This window comes from Aquipuribacter sp. SD81 (genome assembly GCF_037153975.1).
Taxonomy (GTDB): Bacteria; Actinomycetota; Actinomycetes; order Actinomycetales; family JBBAYJ01; genus Aquipuribacter.
On record NZ_JBBAYJ010000039.1, the window covers coordinates 1 to 17,961 of the forward strand.

Here is a 17,961-nt window from a genome sequence, read left to right on the forward strand (position 1 = left end):
GGCCGGCCGGGTCGCCGGCGCGGGCGTCGCGCTCGTCGTCGTCGCGGCCCTCGTCGTCGTCACCTCCGGCACCCTCGCCCGGCAGGCGGGCCGCGGCGCCGCGGCGCTGCTCGACGCGGCCTCCGGGCAGGGCGGGGCGCTCGCGAGCGCGGCAGAGGTCGTGGGGTCCGCGGCGACCCGCGTGACGGGGTCCCGCGCCGGGGCCGTCGACCCCGCCGTCGGCGCCCCCCTGGTCGCGCTGTCCGCGCCCGGCACCGAGCAGGCGTGCGAGGAGGGCACGGTCCTGCCCGACGGCGACGCGGACGTCGTCCGGGCGCTGGAGGGCAGCCTCACGCGCACCGGCGACGAGCGGGGCCTCGCCCTCGCCGCGTGCCCGCTGTCGGCCGTGACCTCCTGGGTGCTGCTCGGCGGGACGACCGTCGGGGAGCGGCCCTCGGTCGAGATCACGGCGACCGGGGAGACGCCCGCCCTCGTCGACGTCACCGTCGGGTCCGTCGACGGTCCGGTGGAGACCCCGGCCGCGACGGGGCTGCTCGTGCCGCCGGGCCGCTCGACGAGCGTCGCCGTCGACTCCCTGGCCCCGGACCAGCCGGCCGTCGTCGTCCGCGTCACGGCACGCTCGGGCACGGTGGCGGTCACCGGCAGCGACCGCGGCCTCGACGGGCTGGTGCCCCGCGGTCGGGACACGGTGCCGGCGCAGACCACGCCGTCGAACACCGCCGTGCTGCCGACGGTGCTCGTACCGGTCGGCCCGGGCGCCTCGAGCCGGCTGCTGCTCGCCCCGGCCGGTCCCACGGCCGCGGTCGCCCAGGTGCAGGTGAGCGGCGCGGACGGCCTCGTCGACCTCGGCGCCGACACGGTCGTGGCGCTGCCCGGCGGTGGCGTGCGCACCGTCGACCTCACGTCGCTGCCACCCGGTCGCTACAGCGTCCGCGTGCTCGCCGACGCCCCCGTGCTCGCCTCCGCGACGTGGGAGCGGCGCCGCGACGGGGCGCCGCTCGAGGGCCTCACCGGGGTCCCGTCGGACCGCGCGTGGGTGCACGCGGTGTCCCCGCTGGACGCCGACGGGGCCCTGGTCTCGCTCGCGGGCCTGCGGGACGTCGAGGCCCTCGAGGGCGCGACGGTCGAGGTCGTCGCGACCGACGTCGAGCAGGACGTGCGCGGGCGGCTGGAGCTGCTCGACGCCGAGGGTGCGGTGCTCGCCGCGCGCGACCTCACCGGCGACGGCGGCACGGGCGACAGCGTGCGCCTCACCGACCTCGCCGACCTCGCCGGGGACGCCGGCGCGGGTGCCGCGACGCTGCGCGTCGTACCGGCGGGGGTGCCGCTGCACGTCGTCGTCCGGGCCTCGACCGAGGACGAGGACGGCCCGCTCGTCGCCGCGGCGTCCGTCCCGGGGGCGCCGCCCGCGCCCACGGTCGTGCGGCTCGTGCCGGTCCCGCTGCCCGACCTGCCTGCTCCCGTCGAGGCGCCGCTCGAGCAGTCGGCGACGGACGGGGCGGCCGAGGACGGTGGACCGGCGGACCCGGGCGACCAGGCCGGGACGGACGGGACGGACGGGACGGACGAGACGGACGGGACCTCGGCGCGGCCGTCGCCGCGGTCTCAGCCCGGGTCGTAGCCCGGGTCGACCTCGTCGGGGGAACGACCGAGGAGCTCGGCGACCTGCTCGACGACGACCTGCCGCACGAGCTCGTCGAGGTCGTCCTCCGCGCGCTGCTCGACGGGACGGCGGTACACGACCAGGCGCGCGGGCCGCGACCCGTCGGCCTCGAAGACGCGGGCGAGCGGGACCGCACCGTCCTCCCACGTCGCCGGGTCGCTGGGCGGCACCTCCTCCACGGCGACGTCGACCTGGGCGAGCTGGTCCCCCCACCGGCCCTCGAGGCGGGACACGGCCGCCACGACGAGCGCGTCGAAGCGCTGCGAGCGCGTCCGCGCGGCGGGCAGACCGCTCGGCAGCAGCGGTCCGCGCAGCCCGCGGCCGCGCCGGTCGCGTCGGTCCGCGCCTCGCCGGCGGGGTCGGGGAGGGGCCACCGGTGCACGCTAACGCGCGCCCGGCACGTCGCCGGTCCGGATGCGCACCGCGCGGCTACGGTGTCCCGGTGAGGTCCACGCGTCGCTGCTCGCGGTCGGGGTGCGCCGCGGACGCGGTGGCGACCCTGACCTACGTCTACTCCGACTCCACAGCCGTCCTGGGTCCGCTCGCGACGTACGCCGAGCCGCACTCCTACGACCTGTGCGGCGCGCACGCCGAGCGGCTGACCGCCCCCCGGGGCTGGGAGGTCGTCCGGCTCGCCGTCGACGACCACGGGCCCGTCGGACCCAGCCAGGACGACCTCCTCGCGCTCGTCGACGCGGTCCGCGAGGCCGCCCGGCCGCGCCCGCAGCACGGCCCCGTGGGCGACGCCCCGGGGGCGCCGGCCACCGGGACGCAGGGGCGGCGGGGGCACCTGCGCGTGCTCGGGCCCGCCGGCACCGGCCACCGGGAGCCCTGAGCGTCGTCCGGCCGGCGCGTAGGGGTCCGAGCCGGGCCGACCGGTCGACCGACGGCCGGGCCGGCCGGAGCCTGTCCGGTTGCGCCCGCTTCGCCGCGACACGCCCGAGGACTCAAGGTCCCGGACGGTGCGGCCGAGACGTGTGGGAGCCGACCGAGCCGTCCCGAGGAGAGTCCTGTGCCCGCAGCCCGCGCCGCCACCCGCACCCCGCTCACCACCGTCCCCCGCCAGCGCCGCGGCCGGCCGGAGGCGGACCTCCCGCTCGGCTCGCTCACGCAGCGCGAGCACCGTCAGGAGGCGTGCTGCTCCGCCTGCGGCGGCACCCGCCTCACCCGCCTCGTCATGCACCTCGCCGACGGCGCCGCCGTCGACTTCGTGTCGTGCCACCACTGCGAGCACCGCTCGTGGGAGGAGGCCGGGCGCACCGTCCCCGTCACCGAGGTGCTCGCCCGCTCCGGGCGCCGCTGAGGCTCCCGCCGGCCCCTCGCGGGGCCGTCGCGGGGCCGTCGCCCGGCGACCCCGTCGCGCCACTAGCCTGACCGCGTGGCACACCCCATCGCGTCCGTCGTCAAGGCCTACGACGTCCGCGGGGTGGTCGGCGAGCACGTCGACGAGACGTCCTTCGCCGCCCTGGGTCGCGCCTTCGTCGACGCGGTCGCGCGCGAGGGCGCGGGCGAGGCGGAGCCCCGCGTCGTCGTGGGCCACGACATGCGCCCGTCCTCGCCGGGTCTCGCCCGGGCCTTCGCCGAGGGTGCGGCCGCGGCCGGCGCGCGCGTGGAGCTGCTCGGCCTCACCTCGACCGACCAGCTGTACCTCGCCTCCGGCCTGCACGACGCGGCCGGCGCGATGGTGACCGCGAGCCACAACCCCGCGCGCTACAACGGCCTCAAGCTGTGCCGGGCGGGCGCGCTCGCCGTGAGCCTCGAGACGGGCCTCGCCGACGTGCGCGACGGCGCCCTCGTCCTGCTCGACGCCGACGGGCCGGTGCCGCCCGCCGCCGGGGGCTCGGTCGAGGAGCGGGACTCCCTCGCGGAGTACGCCCGGCACCTGCGCGGCCTGGTCGACCTGTCCGCGTCGCGGCCGCTGCGCGTCGTGGTCGACGCGGGCAACGGCATGGCCGGGCTCACCGCTCCCGCGGTGCTCGGGACGGCCGCGGGCCTGGAGGCGCTGCCGCTGGAGCTCGTGCCGCTGTACTGGGAGCTGGACGGCTCCTTCCCCAACCACGAGGCGAACCCGCTCGACCTGACGACCCTCACCGACCTGCAGGCGGCGGTGCGCGAGCACGGCGCCGACGCGGGGCTCGCCTTCGACGGCGACGCCGACCGCTGCGTCGTCGTCGACGAGCACGGCGCCGTCGTCGACGCCAGCGCCGTCACCGCGATGGTCGCGCGCGACGAGATCGCCCGGGCCCGTGCGGCAGGGGAGGAGCGACCCGTCGTGCTGCACAACCTCATCAGCTCCCGCTCCGTGCCCGAGACCGTCGCCGCCGCCGGGGGGCAGGCCGTCCGCACCCGCGTCGGGCACTCCTACATCAAGGCGGAGATGGCCCGGACGGGCGCGGTGTTCGGCGGGGAGCACTCCGCGCACTACTACTTCCGCGACTTCTACGGCGCCGACTCCGGCATGCTCGCCGCGATGCACGTGCTCGCGGCCCTGGGGCGGACCCCGGCCGGCACGGGCCTGTCCTCGCTCGTGGCGGACTTCGCGCGGTACGCCCGCAGCGGCGAGGTCAACTCCACCGTCGCGGACGCCCCCGGCGCGACGGCTCGCGCCGTCGAGGCGGCCCGGTCGTGGTCCGGCGACGTCGCCGTCGACGACCTCGACGGCACGACCGTCGAGGCGGCCGACGGCACGTGGTGGTTCAACCTGCGCCCCAGCAACACCGAGCCGCTGCTGCGGCTCAACGTCGAGGCCGTCGACGAGGCCACCATGGTGCGAGTCCGCGACGCGGTGCTCGCCGTCGTACGCGGGGACGCGGCCGAGCGGACCGAGCAGACCGAGCGGACCGAGGAGACGACGTGACGACCGACGACGCGACGGCGGGGCGCCCCGCGGTGGAGCCGTGGCTGCGGGAGGTCCTGCGCTGCCCCGGCTGCCTCAGCACCCTCGCCGACGTGGACGTCGACGGTGCCCCCGGGCTGCGGTGCACGGAGGACGCGGGCGCGGCCGCCACGGCCGCGGCGCCGGGCGGGCGGTGCGGGCGCACGTACCACTTCGACCGCGGGGTCCCGGTGCTGCTCGTCGACGAGGGCGCCCTGCCCGCCGGCCCCGGCGCGACGGCGTAGGGACGGGGACGTGCTCGACGAGACGCTCCTCGACGACGGCGACCTGCTCGCCGCGGCCGACCGGGACGGCGCGCTCCGCGTCCTCGCCACCGCCGGGGCCCAGGTGCGTGCCGCCCTCGCGGCCGAGCACGACCTCGCGCGCGTGGCCGCGGACGGGCGGCCACGCTCGGTGCTCGTCGCCGGGCTCGGCGGCAGCGCCGTCGTCGGGGAGGTCGTCGCCGCGCTGGCGGGCGAGCACTCCTCGGTCCCCGTGCAGCGTCGGCGCGGCGGGCCGCTGCCCGGCTGGGTCGGGCCGCTCGACCTCGTCGTCGCGGTCTCGATGTCCGGCCGTGCCCCGGAGCCGCTGCGGATCGCGGCCGAGGCGGGCCGGCGCGGGGCGCGGCTGGTGTCGGTGTGCCGCGATGGCTCGCCGCTGGCCGAGGTGACCAGGCGCACGCGCGGCACGCTGCTCGCCGTCCCGCGGGAGCCGGTGCCCGGCGCGCCCCCGCCCGGTTCCCGGACCGGCCTGTGGTCGCTGCTCGCCCCCGTCCTGCTGGCGTGCGCCGCGGCGGACGTCCTCGAGGTCGACACCGGCGAGCTCGACGCCGCCGCCCGGCGCCTGGACGAGGAGGCGGAGGCGTGCCGGCCGTCGTCGGAGGCCTTCGTCAACCCGGCCAAGACGCTGGCGCTCGAGCTCGACGGCACCGTCCCGGTCGTGCTGAGCGACGGCGACGCGGCCGCCGGCGCGGCGGCGCGCGCGGTGTCCATGCTCGCCGTCACCGCCCGGGTGCCCGCGGTCCGCGGCACCCTGCCCGACGACGCCGGTGACGTCGTCGCGCTCTTCGACGGGGCCTTCCGGCCCGCGGCCGACGACGTGTTCGCCGACCCGTTCGAGGACGGGCCCGCCCGGCCCACCCTCCGGCTGCTCCTGCTCGCGGACCGCCGCAGCGAGCACCGCGCCGCGGCCGACCGCGCCGGACCCGTGCTCGAGGTCGCCCAGCACGCGGGGGTCCGGGTGAGCGAGCTCGCGGCCGAGCCGGGCCGCCCCGTGGAGCGGCTCGCCCAGCTCGTGGCACGGACCGACTTCGCCGCCACGTACCTCGCGCTCGGCAGCGGCCTGGACCCGACGCGGTCGCCGCACCTGGCGGACCTGCGCGAGGTGTGGGCCGAGCGGGGTTCGGGGGAAGCCCCGCGCTGAGGCCCGCGTTACCCTGTCGTGACCGGACGCTCTCGCGCCCGGCCGCGTGACACGCGCACGGCGTCGGTGATGCCGAGGGCCCAGAGGGGCCACGCCGGGGCGACACAGGCAACCGACCACGTCGCGGCCGCACGGCCGCGGGAAGGAACACCCATGTCCTCCGACACCGCACCGGGGCGCGCCGCGTCCCTCCGCTCCACCGCGACGGCCGCCGACGGCCGCACGCTCGACTTCGCCGTCGCCGACCTCGGCCTCGCGCCGTCCGGTCGGCACCAGATCCGCCTCGCCGAGCACGAGATGCCCGGGCTCATGGCGCTGCGCGAGGAGTACGGCGACGCACGACCGCTGGCCGGCGCGCGCATCACCGGCTCGCTGCACATGACCGTGCAGACCGCCGTCCTCATCGAGACCCTCGGCGCGCTCGGCGCCGACGTCCGCTGGGCCTCCTGCAACATCTTCTCGACCGACGACGGCGCGGCCGCCGCGGTCGCGGTCGGCCCGACCGGCACCCCGGAGCAGCCGGCGGGCGTGCCCGTGTACGCGTGGAAGGGCGAGACGCTCGAGGAGTACTGGTGGTGCACCGACCAGGTGCTCGACTGGTCCGCCACGGGCGAGTCCGGACCCAACATGCTCCTCGACGACGGCGGCGACGCCACCCTGCTCGTGCACAAGGGCGTCGAGTTCGAGAGGGCGGGCGCCGTGCCCGCCACCACCGAGGACGACAACGAGGAGTACCGCGTCGTCCTCGACACGCTGCGCCGCAGCCTCGCCGCGGACGCGCAGCGCTGGACCCGGCTCGCCGCGGGCGTCAAGGGCGTCACCGAGGAGACGACGACCGGTGTGCTGCGGCTGTACGACCGCATGCGCGAGGGGTCGCTGCTGTTCCCGGCGATCAACGTCAACGACTCCGTGACGAAGTCGAAGTTCGACAACAAGTACGGCACCCGCCACTCGATCATCGACGGCATCAACCGCGCGACCGACGTCCTCATCGGCGGCAAGGTCGCCGTGGTCTGCGGCTACGGCGACGTCGGCAAGGGCTCCGCGGAGTCCCTGCGCGGCCAGGGCGCCCGCGTCATCGTCACCGAGATCGACCCGATCAACGCCCTGCAGGCCGCGATGGACGGCTACCAGGTCGCGACGCTCGACGACGTGATCGGGACCGCCGACATCGTCATCACGGCGACGGGCAACAAGGACGTCGTGACCGCCGAGCAGATCGGCCGCATGAAGGACAAGGCCGTGCTCGGCAACATCGGGCACTTCGACAACGAGATCGACATGGCCGGCCTGGCGCGCACCCCCGGGGTGACAAAGACGGAGATCAAGCCGCAGGTCCACGAGTGGACGTTCCCCGGGACCGACGACGCGCCGGGCCGTTCGGTGATCGTGCTGAGCGAGGGCCGCCTGCTCAACCTCGGCAACGCGACCGGCCACCCGAGCTTCGTCATGAGCAACTCCTTCACCAACCAGGTGATGGCGCAGCTCGAGCTGTGGACCAGGGCCGACGAGTACCCCCTCGGCGTCCACGTGCTGCCGAAGGTCCTCGACGAGAAGGTCGCCCGGCTGCACCTCGACGCCCTCGGCGTCCGGCTCACCGAGCTGACCAAGTCGCAGGCGGAGTACCTCGGCGTCGACGTCGCCGGGCCGTACAAGTCGGACCACTACCGCTACTGACGCCCGCCTGACCACGGCGCGTACGTCTGCGTTCCTGTCGACGTATGCGCCGTGGGTCTGCGTTCGTGTCGACGTACGCGCGGTGTGTCTGCGTTCGTGTCGACGTGCGGCGCGTGCGTCTGCGTTCGTGTCGACGTATGCGCCGTGGGTCTGCGTTCGTGTCGACGTGCGGCGCGTACGTCTGCGTGCCTGTCGACGTACGCGCCGTGGGTCTGCGTTCCTGTCGACGCAGGCTCGGCCTCAGTCCCCGCGCGCGTGCTCCGTCATCGACCGCAGCCGGTCGAGCTGAGCCTGCTCTCGGGCGATGCGCTCGAGGTCGCGTCTGCGGCGCTCGGCCAGCACCGCGGCCATGAAGTCCTCGCGCGAGGTGCCGACCGGGGGCGGCGGCGACACGAGGACGGACAGGTCGGCGGCCAGGCGGTCGCCGAGCTCCGCGCGCGCCCGCGGCGACAGGCCGTCGGCGCGCGCGAGGAACGACCGCGTGGCCAGCGACAGCGGCCCGGGCACCTGGCCGAGGTCGGCGCTGACCGCCCAGCCCGCGAGGTGGGGCGGCATCCGGGCGACGGCGCCCCGCACGAGCGCGGTGCGCTCGCTCACGACGTACGTGCCCGCGAGCATGTCGCCGAGCCGCTTGCACCGGCGGGTGCCGAGCACGAACGGCGCGGTGATCGCGCCGAGCGTGAGGTAGATCTCGCCGAAGCCGACGAGCGCGCGGGCCGCAGCGTGCCGGGACCGGACGGGCCCGCCGTCGTCGCGCACGACCCGCAGCCCGAGCGCGAGCTTGCCCAGCGAGCGCCCGCGGGTGAGCGTCTCGACGGTGGCGGGCAGCACGACGAGCACGAGCACGACGAGCACGAGGACGAGCGCGCTGAGGGCGGCGTCGTCGAGCACGAAGAAGGTGAAGCCGAACAGCCAGACCGCGGCGACCCCGACGGCGAGGTAGGCGGCGACGTCGATGAGGACGCCGAGCAGCCGGGTGCCGAGCCCCGCGGGCGGCAGCTCGAGGACGACGGCGTCCCCCGTCACCAGCGTGCTCACCCCGGCAGGCTATCGGCCGGCAGGTGCCCGACCCCGGTCGCCTAGGCTCCACGGGTGGACGTCGACGCCTTCGTGACGGCGCACTCGGGGGAGTGGGCACGCCTGGAGCAGCTGGTGGGGCTGCGCCGGCTCGACGCGGCCGAGGCCGACGAGCTCGTCGCGCTGTACCAGCGCGTGTCCACGCACCTGTCGGTGGTCCGCTCGGCGGCCCCCGACCCGTCGCTCGTGGCGAGGCTGTCGACGCTCGTCAACCGTGCCCGGCAGGCCGTCGCGGGCTCGCGCGAGCCGGTGTGGCGCGACGTCGCCCGCTTCTTCTCCCTCGAGCTGCCCGCGGCGCTGCACCGCATCGGACGGCTCACCGTCGTCATCGCGCTCGCCTTCGTGCTCATCGGCGGGGGCGCGGGCTGGTGGGTTGCCTCCGACCCCGCCGTGCAGGCCTCGCTAGCCAGCGACGAGGAGGTCCGGGCGCTGTGCGAGGTGGAGTTCGCCTCGTACTACTCCGAGAGCCCGGCGGCGTCCTTCGCCTCGCGCGTGTGGACCAACAACGCGTGGGTGGCGGCGCAGTCGATCGCCTTCGGCATCACGGGCCTGTTCCCCGTGTACGTCTTCGCGACCAACGCCGTCAACGTGGGGGCCGTCGGCGGGCTCATGGCCTCCTGCGACCGCCTCGACCTGTTCTTCGGGCTCATCACGCCGCACGGCCTGCTGGAGCTCACCGCGGTCTTCGTCGCGCTCGCCGCCGGCCTGAGGTTGTTCTGGGCCTGGGTCGACCCCGGGCCGCGGCCGAGGCTGGAGGCGCTCGGGCAGGAGGGCCGGGCGATGATCGGTGTCGCCCTCGGCCTCGTGCCCGTGCTCTTCGTGTCCGGGCTCGTCGAGGCGTTCGTCACGCCGTCGGGCCTGCCGACCTGGGCCCGCATCGGCATCGGCGCGCTCGTGTGGCTCGCGTTCGTGCTGTACGTCGTCGTGCTCGGGCGGCGCGCGGTGCGGCTCGGCGAGACCGGCGACATCCGGCTGGAGCTGCGGGGCGACCGGGACCTCGTGTCCGGCTGAGACCCCGCGCGCGACCCTCACCGCTGCCGTGCAGTCGTAGCGGTGCGCGGGTGCCCCGGTAGGCCGGCCCCAGCGCTGCAGTGAAGTCCTCGTGGTGCCCACGCGGCGTCAGAGCCGGCCGGCCGCCTTGAGGGCGAGGTAGCGGTCCGCGAGCGCCGGCGGCAGCTCCTCGGGGTCGCCGCGCACGACCTCGACCCCGAGCCGGCCCACCCACGAGGTGACGGTGGCGGCGTCGAGCTGGGCGCGCGAGGCCGCCGCGGCGTCGTACACCGAGGCGAGGTCGCCGCGCCGGCGCGCCATGGCCGTCAGGTCGGGGTCGTCGACCGAGGCGACGATGACCTGGTGGCGCCGCGACAGCTGCGCGAGGGCGGGCAGCAGGCCCGACTCCACGCTGCCGGCGTCCAGCGCGGTGAGCATGACGACGAGCGAGCGCCGGGTGAGGCGCCCCCGCACCTGCGCGGCGACCGCGGCCCAGTCCGGCTCCACGAGCGCGGGCTCGACCGGGGCCATCGCCTCGACGAGCCGGGGGAGGAGGTCCGTACGCGAGGCCCCCTCGATCCGGGCGACCGCGCGGCGGTCGTGCACGAGCAGGTCGACCCGGTCGCCGGCGCGCGAGGCGAGCGCGGCCAGCAGCAGCGCGGCGTCCATGCCGGCGTCCAGGCGCGGCTCGTCACCGACCCTCGCCGCGGACGTCCGCCCCGAGTCCAGGACGAGCAGCACGTGACGGTCGCGCTCCGGTCGCCACGTGCGGACGACGACGTTGGAGCGCCGGGCGGTCGCCCGCCAGTCGATGGAGCGGACGTCGTCGCCCACGACGTACTCGCGCAGGCTGTCGAACTCGGTGCCCTGACCCCGGACCTGCACCGCGGAGCGGCCCTCGAGCTCGCGCAGCCGCGCGAGCCGGCTCGGCAGGTGCCGGCGCGACCGGAACGGCGGCAGGACGCGCAGGGTGCCCGGCAGGTCGAGCGAGCGCTGCCGGGCCGCGACGCGCAGCGGTCCGAGGCTGCGGACCGCGAGACCGGGGGTCAGCCGGTCACCGCGTCGGGTCGGCACGAGGACGGTCGTCACCCGCGCCCGCTCGCCGCCGCGGACGACGAGCCGCTGCCGGCTCCTCGCGGCGCCAGCGGAGGGCTGCCACGCGTCGCGGACGACCGCGCGCAGCCGACGACGACGCGGGTTGGTGAGGACGACGACCGCTTCGGTCGGCTGGCCCTGCCGCACCGCCCCGAGGGGCTCGCGCCGCAGCAGCAGCGCCCGCGGGCTCGCGGCGAGGACGAGGTCGACGACGACGACGAGGAGGACGACGCCCAGCCAGCCCAGCAGCGTCGCCCAGCCGGGGACGAGCGCGACGGGGACGAGCCCGAGCAGGGCGAGGAGGGCCGCACGGCCCGTGAGCGCCACGCGGGCGGCCTCAGCGGGGCACGGGCGTCGCGGCGAGCACGCTGTCGAGCACCGACTCGACCGTCACGCCCTCCAGCTCGGCCTCCGGCCGCAGCTGCACGCGGTGGCGCAGGGTCGCGCGGGCCATGGCCTTGACGTCGTCCGGGGTCACGTAGTCCCGACCCGTCAGCCACGCCCACGCCCGCGCGGTCGACAGCAGGGCCGTCGACCCGCGGGGGGACACCCCGAGCTGCAGCGACGGCGACGTGCGCGTGGCGCGGGCGATGTCGACGACGTAGGCGAGGACGTCGCGGCCGACCTGCACGCGCGCGACGGCCTCCTGCCCCGCCCGCAGGTCCGCCGGGCCGGCGACCTCGCGGAGCCCGGCGGCCCGCAGGTCGCGCGGGTCGAAGCCGTTGGCGTGGCGGTGCAGCACCTCGACCTCGGCGTCGCGCTCCGGCAGCGGCATCGTGAGCTTGAGCAGGAAGCGGTCGAGCTGCGCCTCGGGCAGCTGGTAGGTGCCCTCGTACTCCACCGGGTTCTGCGTCGCGGCGACGATGAACGGGTCGGGCAGCGGGCGCGGCGTCCCGTCGACGCTCACCTGCCGCTCCTCCATGGCCTCCAGCAGCGACGCCTGGGTCTTCGGCGGCGTCCGGTTGATCTCGTCGGCGAGCAGCAGGTTGGTGAACACCGGCCCCTCGCGGAAGTTGAACTGCGCGGTGCGGGCGTCGTAGACGAGCGAGCCCGTCACGTCGCCGGGCATGAGGTCCGGCGTGAACTGGACGCGCGTCGTCCGCAGCCGCAGCGCCGCCGACAGCGCGCGCACGGTGAGGGTCTTCGCGACCCCCGGCACGCCCTCGAGCAGCACGTGCCCGCGGCACAGCAGGGCGATGACGAGGCCGGTGACGACGGCCTGCTGCCCCACCACCGCCTTGCCGACCTCCACCGGCACCCGCTGCAGCGCCGCGCGCGGGTCGTCCGACGCGCTCGCGGGGTGGGGGTGCTCGGTGCTGCTGGTCACGGTGGTCTCCTCCGGCTGCTGGTCGGTCACGTGCGGGTCACCTCTCGTTCGAGCGCGTCCAGGTCGTCGGCGAGCCGCACGAGGGCGGCGTCGTCGCGGGGGTCGGGGCCGGTGAGCAGCTCCGCGACGGCCACGGGGTCCCGGCCGCTGCGGGCGGCGGCGAGGCGGGCGACCGACGCCGCGTCCGCGCCGCGCGAGCCGCCCAGGCGTGCCGACAGCCGCTGCAGGCTCGCCCGCCGCAGCGTGCGGGCGGCCGCCCCGCGCGCCCCTGACCCGCGGTACAGGCGGGCGCGTCCCTCGGTGGTCTCCACCGAGCGGACGACGGCCGGCAGCCGCTCGGGCACGAGCCGTCCGAGCCGGCGGGCGCGCCACACGAGCACCACGACGAGGACGACGACGAGCTGCGCGACCACCCAGCCGACCCACGCGGGCAGCAGGTCGACCGGGGAGGGCGGCACCCCGTCGGACGTGCCGAGCGCGACGTCGAAGGGGTCGACCCGGTACCAGTGCAGGACGGGCTGCTCCCCGAGGCTGCGCAGCGCGAGGGCGGCGTCGCCCTCCTGGGCGAGGAACTCGTTGACGAGCACGTCGGGCTGGCCGTGCACGACGACGCGGCGCGAGCCGTCCGGCTCCGTCACGGACGCGTAGGAGCCCGCGCCGTCGCGGGTCCCGTCGCCGTAGCAGACCTCGACCGTCGCGGTCCGCGACGCCGGCTCACCCTCGACGCCCGGCACCGCGGTGCCCTCGGAGGGCACGTAGCGGCTGGAGCCGGCCCTCGCCTCGCCCGCGGCCACGGCGTCGGGGTCCTCGCACCCCGGCGGTGCGACGTAGTCGCCCGCCACCCCCGCGATCGTCACCTCCGGTGCGAGCACGCGCAGCACGGGCAGGGTGGGCTCGACGAGGACGACGTCCGCGCCGGTGTCCCGCAGCTCGCGCAGCCGGGACGGGTCGAGCACCTGCCCGTCGAGCAGCAGCAGCGTGCTGCCCGGACCGGCCTCGGACACCACGGCGTCGAAGCCCGTCTGCTCTCGCACCTCCACGCCCTGCCGCTGCAGCACCTGCGCGAGGGCGCGGGCGCCGTCCGGTGCGGCGCTCGTCGGCGAGAGCGGGTCCTCGGCCCCGCGGGGCGTCCCCGCCACGACGAGCGCGACCCCGAGGAGCAGGACGACCACGATGACGACGAGGGAGCGGTTGCGCCGCCACCACTGCACCGCGGCCGGGTCGCCGGTGCCGTCCGCGCCGTCGGTGCCGTCCGCGCCGTCCGCGCCCGCGGGGTCGCTCCGGGCGTCCATGCCGATGAGGTCCTGCCCCGTGACGGGCTCGCGGTCGGCGAGGTCGGGCGCGGCCCGCGGTGTCACGACGGTCCCCGCGCCGGCGCGGCGCCGGCGGGGACCGGCTCGTGCCGGGGCCTCGTCCGGGCGACGAGGTCGTCGGCCTCGGCGCACGTGCGGTAGGCGGCCTCGTCGCCGGGCAGCTCGCCGTACGTGACGTCGTCGAAGGCGCGGGCCGCGGCGCGGAGCGGGTCGCCGGTGCCCGGCAGGAGGTCGCCCACCTCGACCGCGACCTCGCTCGCGGTCCGGCCCGGCCTGCGGTCCAGCACGGCGCGCTCCTCAAGCGACCGGGCGACGGCGCGGAACCGCTCCTGCACCGCCTCCCCCCAGCGCCCGGCGCCCGCGGCCGCGGCCGCGGCCGCGCGGTGCTCCGCGGCCGTGCGGGTGAGCGTGCCGAAGACCTCCGCCGACGGGCGGGCCGCCCGCGCGGCCCGCAGCGGGCCGGCGAGGACGAGGGCGAGGACGACCACGACGACGACGGCGAGCAGGCCGATCACGAGGGCGCCGGCGGAGCCCGACGCGCTCGCGCCGTCCAGCGCCTGCTGCAGGCGGTCCCACAGCCACAGCAGGGCCCGCTGAAGCAGGTTGGGCTGCGCCTGCGTGTACTCGCGGCGCGCGAGCTCCTCGACCGCCCACGAGCGTGCGGTGCCGCGGTCGGGCTCCACGACCCCCGCGCCGGGGAGCAGCGACGCCGCGAGGCGTGGGGTCACGCCTGCTCGTCCTGCAGGACGCGGGCGAGCGCGACGTCGAGGCCCTCGAGGCGGATGCGGCGGTCGACGTACAGCAGGGCGACGACGGCGGCGAGGAAGGGCACCGCCAGCACGAGGCCGACCGTGCTGCCCAGCACGATCGACGCGCCGTAGACGATGCCCGCGAGGACCGGCCTGCTCTCCAGGGCAACGAGGCCCACGCCGCCCACGAGGCTGAAGGGCGTCGCGAGGGTCTGCGACACGATGCTCGTGAGCAGCCCCGTCAGCAGCAGGATGCCGAGGACCTTCCAGAACGCGCCGCGCACGAGGGCGTAGGAGCGGCGGACGGCCGCGACCACCCCCAGCCGCTCCACGACGATGAGGACCGGCACGAACGCGAGCACGACGTACAGCCACGTGCCCACGGCGAGGCCGAGCAGCCCGAGCACGAGCAGCGCGGCCGCGCCGCCGACGAGCTCCTCGACGACGAACAGCGCGACCGCGGGGCCGAGCGCGACGGCCGTGAGCAGGGCGAGACCGACCGCCTGCAGCACCGACCAGCCGATGAGCGGCCACACCCGCCCGCGGGCGCGGGCCCACAGCTCGCCGAGCGACGTGCGGCGGTCCACCACGCTCTGCGTCACCGACAGGATGAGCATGCCGGTGAGGACGACCACCGCGACCGACTGCAGGAACGTCGCGGGCACGAGCGCGAGCAGGCCGCCGAACAGCCCCGTCAGCTGGGCGGTAGTCGGCTCGGCGTCCGGGTCGGTGCCGAAGCCGACCGAGCCCAGCGCCGCGGTCGCGGGCAGCGCGACGAGCAGGTTGGTGACGCCGAGGACGAGCGCGGTCAGGCCGATCATGACGCGGGGGTTGTGGCGGATGGCGCGGAAGGCGCCGTCGAAGAAGTCGGCGAAGCCGAGCGGCTTGAGGGCCACGATGCCGCGACGGGTCAGCACGCTGCCGTGCGCCGGCCGCTCGCCCGCGCCGAGGGTCGACCAGCCCTGCCCGGTCTGCCCGGGCCGCCCGCCCGGGGCGCCCGGCCCGCCGGCCGCGGGCCCCGTCGGGGCCGGTCCCCACGGCGACGCGGACGGCGCGGGGCCCCAGCCCTGCGGGCCGGCGGCCGGCTGCTCGGGCGTGACCCACTCCGGCGGCGGTGTGCTCACGCGCCCTGCCCTCCCCGGTGACGCCGCGGGCCCGTGCGGCCCCGTCCGGCACGCTCATCGTGCCACGCACCCGGGACACGGGGCCCGGATGCCCCATCATGGGCGCATGCGTGGCCGTGTCCTGGTCGTCGACGACGACCCCGCCCTGTCCGAGATGCTCGGCATCGTCCTGCGGGGCGAGGGCCTGGAGGCGGTGTTCTGCGCCGACGGGGCCAGGGCGCTGGAGGAGTTCCGCGCCCGCAAGCCCGACGTCGTCCTCCTCGACGTCATGCTGCCCGGGGTCGACGGCATCACCGTGGCGCAGCAGATCCGGGCGGAGTCCGGCACCCCGATCGTCATGCTGACGGCGAAGTCGGACACGGTCGACGTCGTGCTGGGCCTGGAGTCCGGCGCCGACGACTACGTGGTCAAACCGTTCAAGCCCAAGGAGCTGGTCGCCCGCGTGCGGGCGCGGCTGCGCCGCAGCGACGCCGTCGCGCCCGAGGTGCTGCGCATCGGGGACCTCGTGGTCGACGTGCCCGGCCACAGCGTCGAGCGTGCCGGCGAGCCGGTCGCGCTGACCCCGCTGGAGTTCGACCTGCTCGTCGCGCTCGCGCGCAAGCCGTGGCAGGTGTTCACCCGCGAGGCGCTGCTGGAGCAGGTGTGGGGCTACCAGCACGCCGCGGACACGCGCCTGGTCAACGTCCACGTGCAGCGGCTGCGCGCCAAGATCGAGCGCGACCCGGAGAACCCGCGCTTCGTCCTCACGGTGCGGGGCGTGGGCTACCGGGCGGGCACTCCGGACGTCGAGGAGCCGGCGCGCTGAGCCGGCTGCGGGCAGTGCTCGGCGCCGCCGCGCGGCGGTGGCGCCGGTCGCTGCACGTCCGGGTGGTCGTGCTGACGGTCGCGCTCGGCGCCCTCGTCGTCGTCGCGGTCGGCCAGCTCGTCATGAAGGACGTCGCCGACGGGCTCGTGCAGCAGCGCCAGCAGGACGCCCTCGTCGACGCCCAGGCCCAGGTCGCACGCGCCCAGGAGTCGCTGGACCAGTCCCCGGCGCAGAACGCCGACGCGGAGCAGCAGCTCGTCAACGACCTGCTGCCGCGCCTGGAGGGCAGCGGGGCCCAGCAGCTGCGCGAGGTCGTGCTGCTGCGGGCGGAGGGCAACGAGCGCGCCGTCACGCTGCGGGACCGCTTCAGCCCGAGCCTGCTGCCGACCACCATCACCCCCGCCCTGCGCGAGGCCGTGGCCGCGGACCCCGAGCGGCAGTGGTCGCAGCTGCTCGAGATCCGCTCGACCGGGCCCGACGACGGTGCGCCGGCGATCGCCGTCGGCACCCGGGTCCAGCTGCCCCTGTCGGGGGAGCACGACCTCTTCCTCGTGTACCGCCTGCAGCAGGAGCAGGCGAGCCTCGCGGTCGTCGAGCGCGCGCTGCTGCTCGGCCAGGTCGCCCTCGTGCTCCTCGTCGGCGGGGTCGCGTGGCTCGTCACCAGGCTCGTCGTCGAACCCGTCCGGGAGGCGGCCGGCACGTCGCAGCGGCTCGCCGGCGGGCAGCTCGACGTGCGCATGGCCGAGCGCGGCGAGGACGACCTCGCCGCCCTGTCGCGCAGCTTCAACGCCATGGCCGACAGCCTGCAGCGGCAGATCGTCCAGCTCGAGCAGCTCTCGCACCTGCAGCAGCGCTTCGTGAGCGACGTGTCCCACGAGCTCCGCACGCCGCTGACGACCATCCGCATGGCCGCGGACCTGCTCCACGACCGCCGCCACGAGTTCGACCCCGACACCTCGCGCAGCGTCGAGCTGCTGCAGACCCAGATCGACCGCTTCGAGGCCCTGCTCGCGGACCTGCTCGAGGTGAGCCGCTACGACGCGGGCGCGGCCGAGCTCGACGTGGAGGCCGTCGACGTCGCCGACGTGGTGCGCCGGGCGGCGGCCACCGCGGAGCCCATCGCCGAGGCCAGGGGCGTCCGCCTGGACGTGCACGCTCCCGCCCAGCCGACCATGGCCGAGGTCGACCAGCGCCGGGTGGCCAGGGTCGTGCGCAACCTCGTGACGAACGCCGTGGAGCACGCCGAGGGCACCGACGTCACCGTCACCGTCGCGGCGGACGCGCAGGCCGTCGCGGTCGGGGTGCGGGACCGCGGCGTCGGGCTCGACCCGTCGCAGCTCGAGCGGGTCTTCGACCGGTTCTGGCGCGCGGACCCCGCACGCGCCCGGACGACCGGCGGGACGGGTCTGGGCCTCGCCATCTCGCTGGAGGACACCCGCCTGCACGGCGGCCGTCTCGACGTGTGGGGGCACCCGGGGCAGGGCGCCCACTTCGTCATGACCCTGCCGCGGCGCGCGGGTGCCGACCCCGGGGCCGGGCCGGTCGCCACCCGGCCCGACGGGTGGGCGGTCGAGCCCGACGGCGCCCCCGGTCCGGACGACACGGACGGCACTGCCGGTACGGACGGCTCCACCGGCGTGGACGGCGCGGACGGCACGGCCGGCACGGCCGGCACGGCCGGCACGGACGGCGCTGCCGCCGCTGCCGGCGGTCCCCGCACGGACAGCGCGCTCGGTCCCGGCGGCCACGACGGCGCCGCCGGCCCGGCCGTCCCCGGCCCCGCGCCTCCCGCCCGCACGCCGCCGCCCCCCGTCGGTGGCGCCCGCGGCAAGTCGGATCGGAGC

Annotated in this window: 17 protein-coding genes; 10 read left to right on the top strand and 7 right to left on the bottom strand. The window is 76.9% G+C overall.

The window, feature by feature from the left end; all coding sequences use genetic code 11:
* Positions 1–1,621, top strand: a 1,621-nt coding sequence (locus tag WAA21_RS16875; RefSeq protein WP_336924014.1) for a DUF5719 family protein, incomplete at its 5' end; no start/stop codon positions are given.
* On the opposite strand, the gene WAA21_RS16880 is transcribed toward WAA21_RS16875, so the two are convergent.
* On the bottom strand, positions 1,606–2,037 hold the full coding sequence (locus tag WAA21_RS16880) for a metallopeptidase family protein (RefSeq protein WP_336924015.1): 432 nt from the start codon (positions 2,035–2,037) through the stop codon (positions 1,606–1,608). The genes WAA21_RS16875 and WAA21_RS16880 overlap by 16 nt on opposite strands.
* Before the next feature lie 68 nt (positions 2,038–2,105).
* On the opposite strand from WAA21_RS16880, the gene WAA21_RS16885 reads away from it, so the two are divergent.
* The 6 genes from WAA21_RS16885 to ahcY all read left to right on the top strand — a co-directional run bounded on the left by WAA21_RS16885 (position 2,106) and on the right by ahcY (position 7,637).
* A complete protein-coding gene (locus tag WAA21_RS16885; protein ID WP_336924016.1) occupies positions 2,106–2,498 on the top strand; it encodes a DUF3499 domain-containing protein in 393 nt (130 codons plus the stop codon).
* A gap of 177 nt (positions 2,499–2,675) precedes the next feature.
* Complete coding sequence (locus WAA21_RS16890) at positions 2,676–2,966, top strand: hypothetical protein (RefSeq protein WP_336924017.1); 291 nt, start codon at positions 2,676–2,678, stop codon at positions 2,964–2,966.
* Between the two features lie 75 nt (positions 2,967–3,041).
* Positions 3,042–4,520: a phosphomannomutase/phosphoglucomutase gene (locus tag WAA21_RS16895; protein ID WP_336924018.1), complete on the top strand. Its 1,479-nt coding sequence runs from the start codon at positions 3,042–3,044 to the stop codon at positions 4,518–4,520.
* On the top strand, positions 4,517–4,783 hold the full coding sequence (locus tag WAA21_RS16900; protein ID WP_336924019.1) for a hypothetical protein: 267 nt from the start codon (positions 4,517–4,519) through the stop codon (positions 4,781–4,783). The genes WAA21_RS16895 and WAA21_RS16900 overlap by 4 nt, the downstream gene beginning before the upstream one ends.
* 10 nt (positions 4,784–4,793) lie before the next feature.
* A complete protein-coding gene (locus tag WAA21_RS16905; protein ID WP_336924020.1) occupies positions 4,794–5,960 on the top strand; it encodes an SIS domain-containing protein in 1,167 nt (388 codons plus the stop codon).
* A gap of 153 nt (positions 5,961–6,113) precedes the next feature.
* Positions 6,114–7,637 (top strand): adenosylhomocysteinase, encoded by a 1,524-nt coding sequence (gene ahcY / locus WAA21_RS16910; protein ID WP_336924021.1) that lies wholly within the window; start codon positions 6,114–6,116, stop codon positions 7,635–7,637.
* Positions 7,638–7,877: 240 nt separating this feature from the next.
* Here ahcY and WAA21_RS16915 read toward each other — a convergent pair whose 3' ends face one another.
* On the bottom strand, positions 7,878–8,675 hold the full coding sequence (locus WAA21_RS16915) for an RDD family protein (RefSeq protein ID WP_336924022.1): 798 nt from the start codon (positions 8,673–8,675) through the stop codon (positions 7,878–7,880).
* A 54-nt stretch (positions 8,676–8,729) separates the two neighbouring features.
* Between WAA21_RS16915 and WAA21_RS16920 the strand changes: the two genes are divergently transcribed.
* A complete protein-coding gene (locus WAA21_RS16920) occupies positions 8,730–9,725 on the top strand; it encodes a stage II sporulation protein M (RefSeq protein WP_336924023.1) in 996 nt (331 codons plus the stop codon).
* A gap of 108 nt (positions 9,726–9,833) precedes the next feature.
* Here the strand turns inward: WAA21_RS16920 and WAA21_RS16925 are convergent, their stop codons facing one another.
* From WAA21_RS16925 to WAA21_RS16945, 5 genes are read right to left on the bottom strand one after another with little or no spacing between them, the layout of a single operon-like run.
* Positions 9,834–11,126 carry a DUF58 domain-containing protein gene (locus WAA21_RS16925; RefSeq protein WP_336924024.1) on the bottom strand — a complete coding sequence of 431 codons (1,293 nt, stop codon included), beginning with the start codon at positions 11,124–11,126 and terminating at the stop codon, positions 9,834–9,836.
* Positions 11,127–11,136: 10 nt separating this feature from the next.
* Complete coding sequence (locus WAA21_RS16930) at positions 11,137–12,126, bottom strand: AAA family ATPase (protein WP_442893307.1); 990 nt, start codon at positions 12,124–12,126, stop codon at positions 11,137–11,139.
* 26 nt (positions 12,127–12,152) lie between these two features.
* Positions 12,153–13,484 carry a DUF4350 domain-containing protein gene (locus WAA21_RS16935; protein ID WP_336924025.1) on the bottom strand — a complete coding sequence of 444 codons (1,332 nt, stop codon included), beginning with the start codon at positions 13,482–13,484 and terminating at the stop codon, positions 12,153–12,155.
* On the bottom strand, positions 13,481–14,167 hold the full coding sequence (locus tag WAA21_RS16940; protein ID WP_336924026.1) for a DUF4129 domain-containing protein: 687 nt from the start codon (positions 14,165–14,167) through the stop codon (positions 13,481–13,483). Before WAA21_RS16940 ends, WAA21_RS16935 begins: the two co-directional genes overlap by 4 nt.
* The gene (locus WAA21_RS16945; protein ID WP_336924027.1) at positions 14,164–15,312 is read right to left on the bottom strand and encodes a hypothetical protein; all 1,149 of its coding nucleotides are present in this window, start codon (positions 15,310–15,312) and stop codon (positions 14,164–14,166) included. Before WAA21_RS16945 ends, WAA21_RS16940 begins: the two co-directional genes overlap by 4 nt.
* 106 nt (positions 15,313–15,418) lie before the next feature.
* On the opposite strand from WAA21_RS16945, the gene mtrA reads away from it, so the two are divergent.
* On the top strand, positions 15,419–16,117 hold the full coding sequence (mtrA, locus tag WAA21_RS16950; RefSeq protein ID WP_336924028.1) for an MtrAB system response regulator MtrA: 699 nt from the start codon (positions 15,419–15,421) through the stop codon (positions 16,115–16,117).
* A 14-nt stretch (positions 16,118–16,131) separates the two neighbouring features.
* Positions 16,132–17,961: MtrAB system histidine kinase MtrB (mtrB, locus tag WAA21_RS16955; protein ID WP_336924029.1), on the top strand; the 1,830-nt coding region annotated here is incomplete at its 3' end.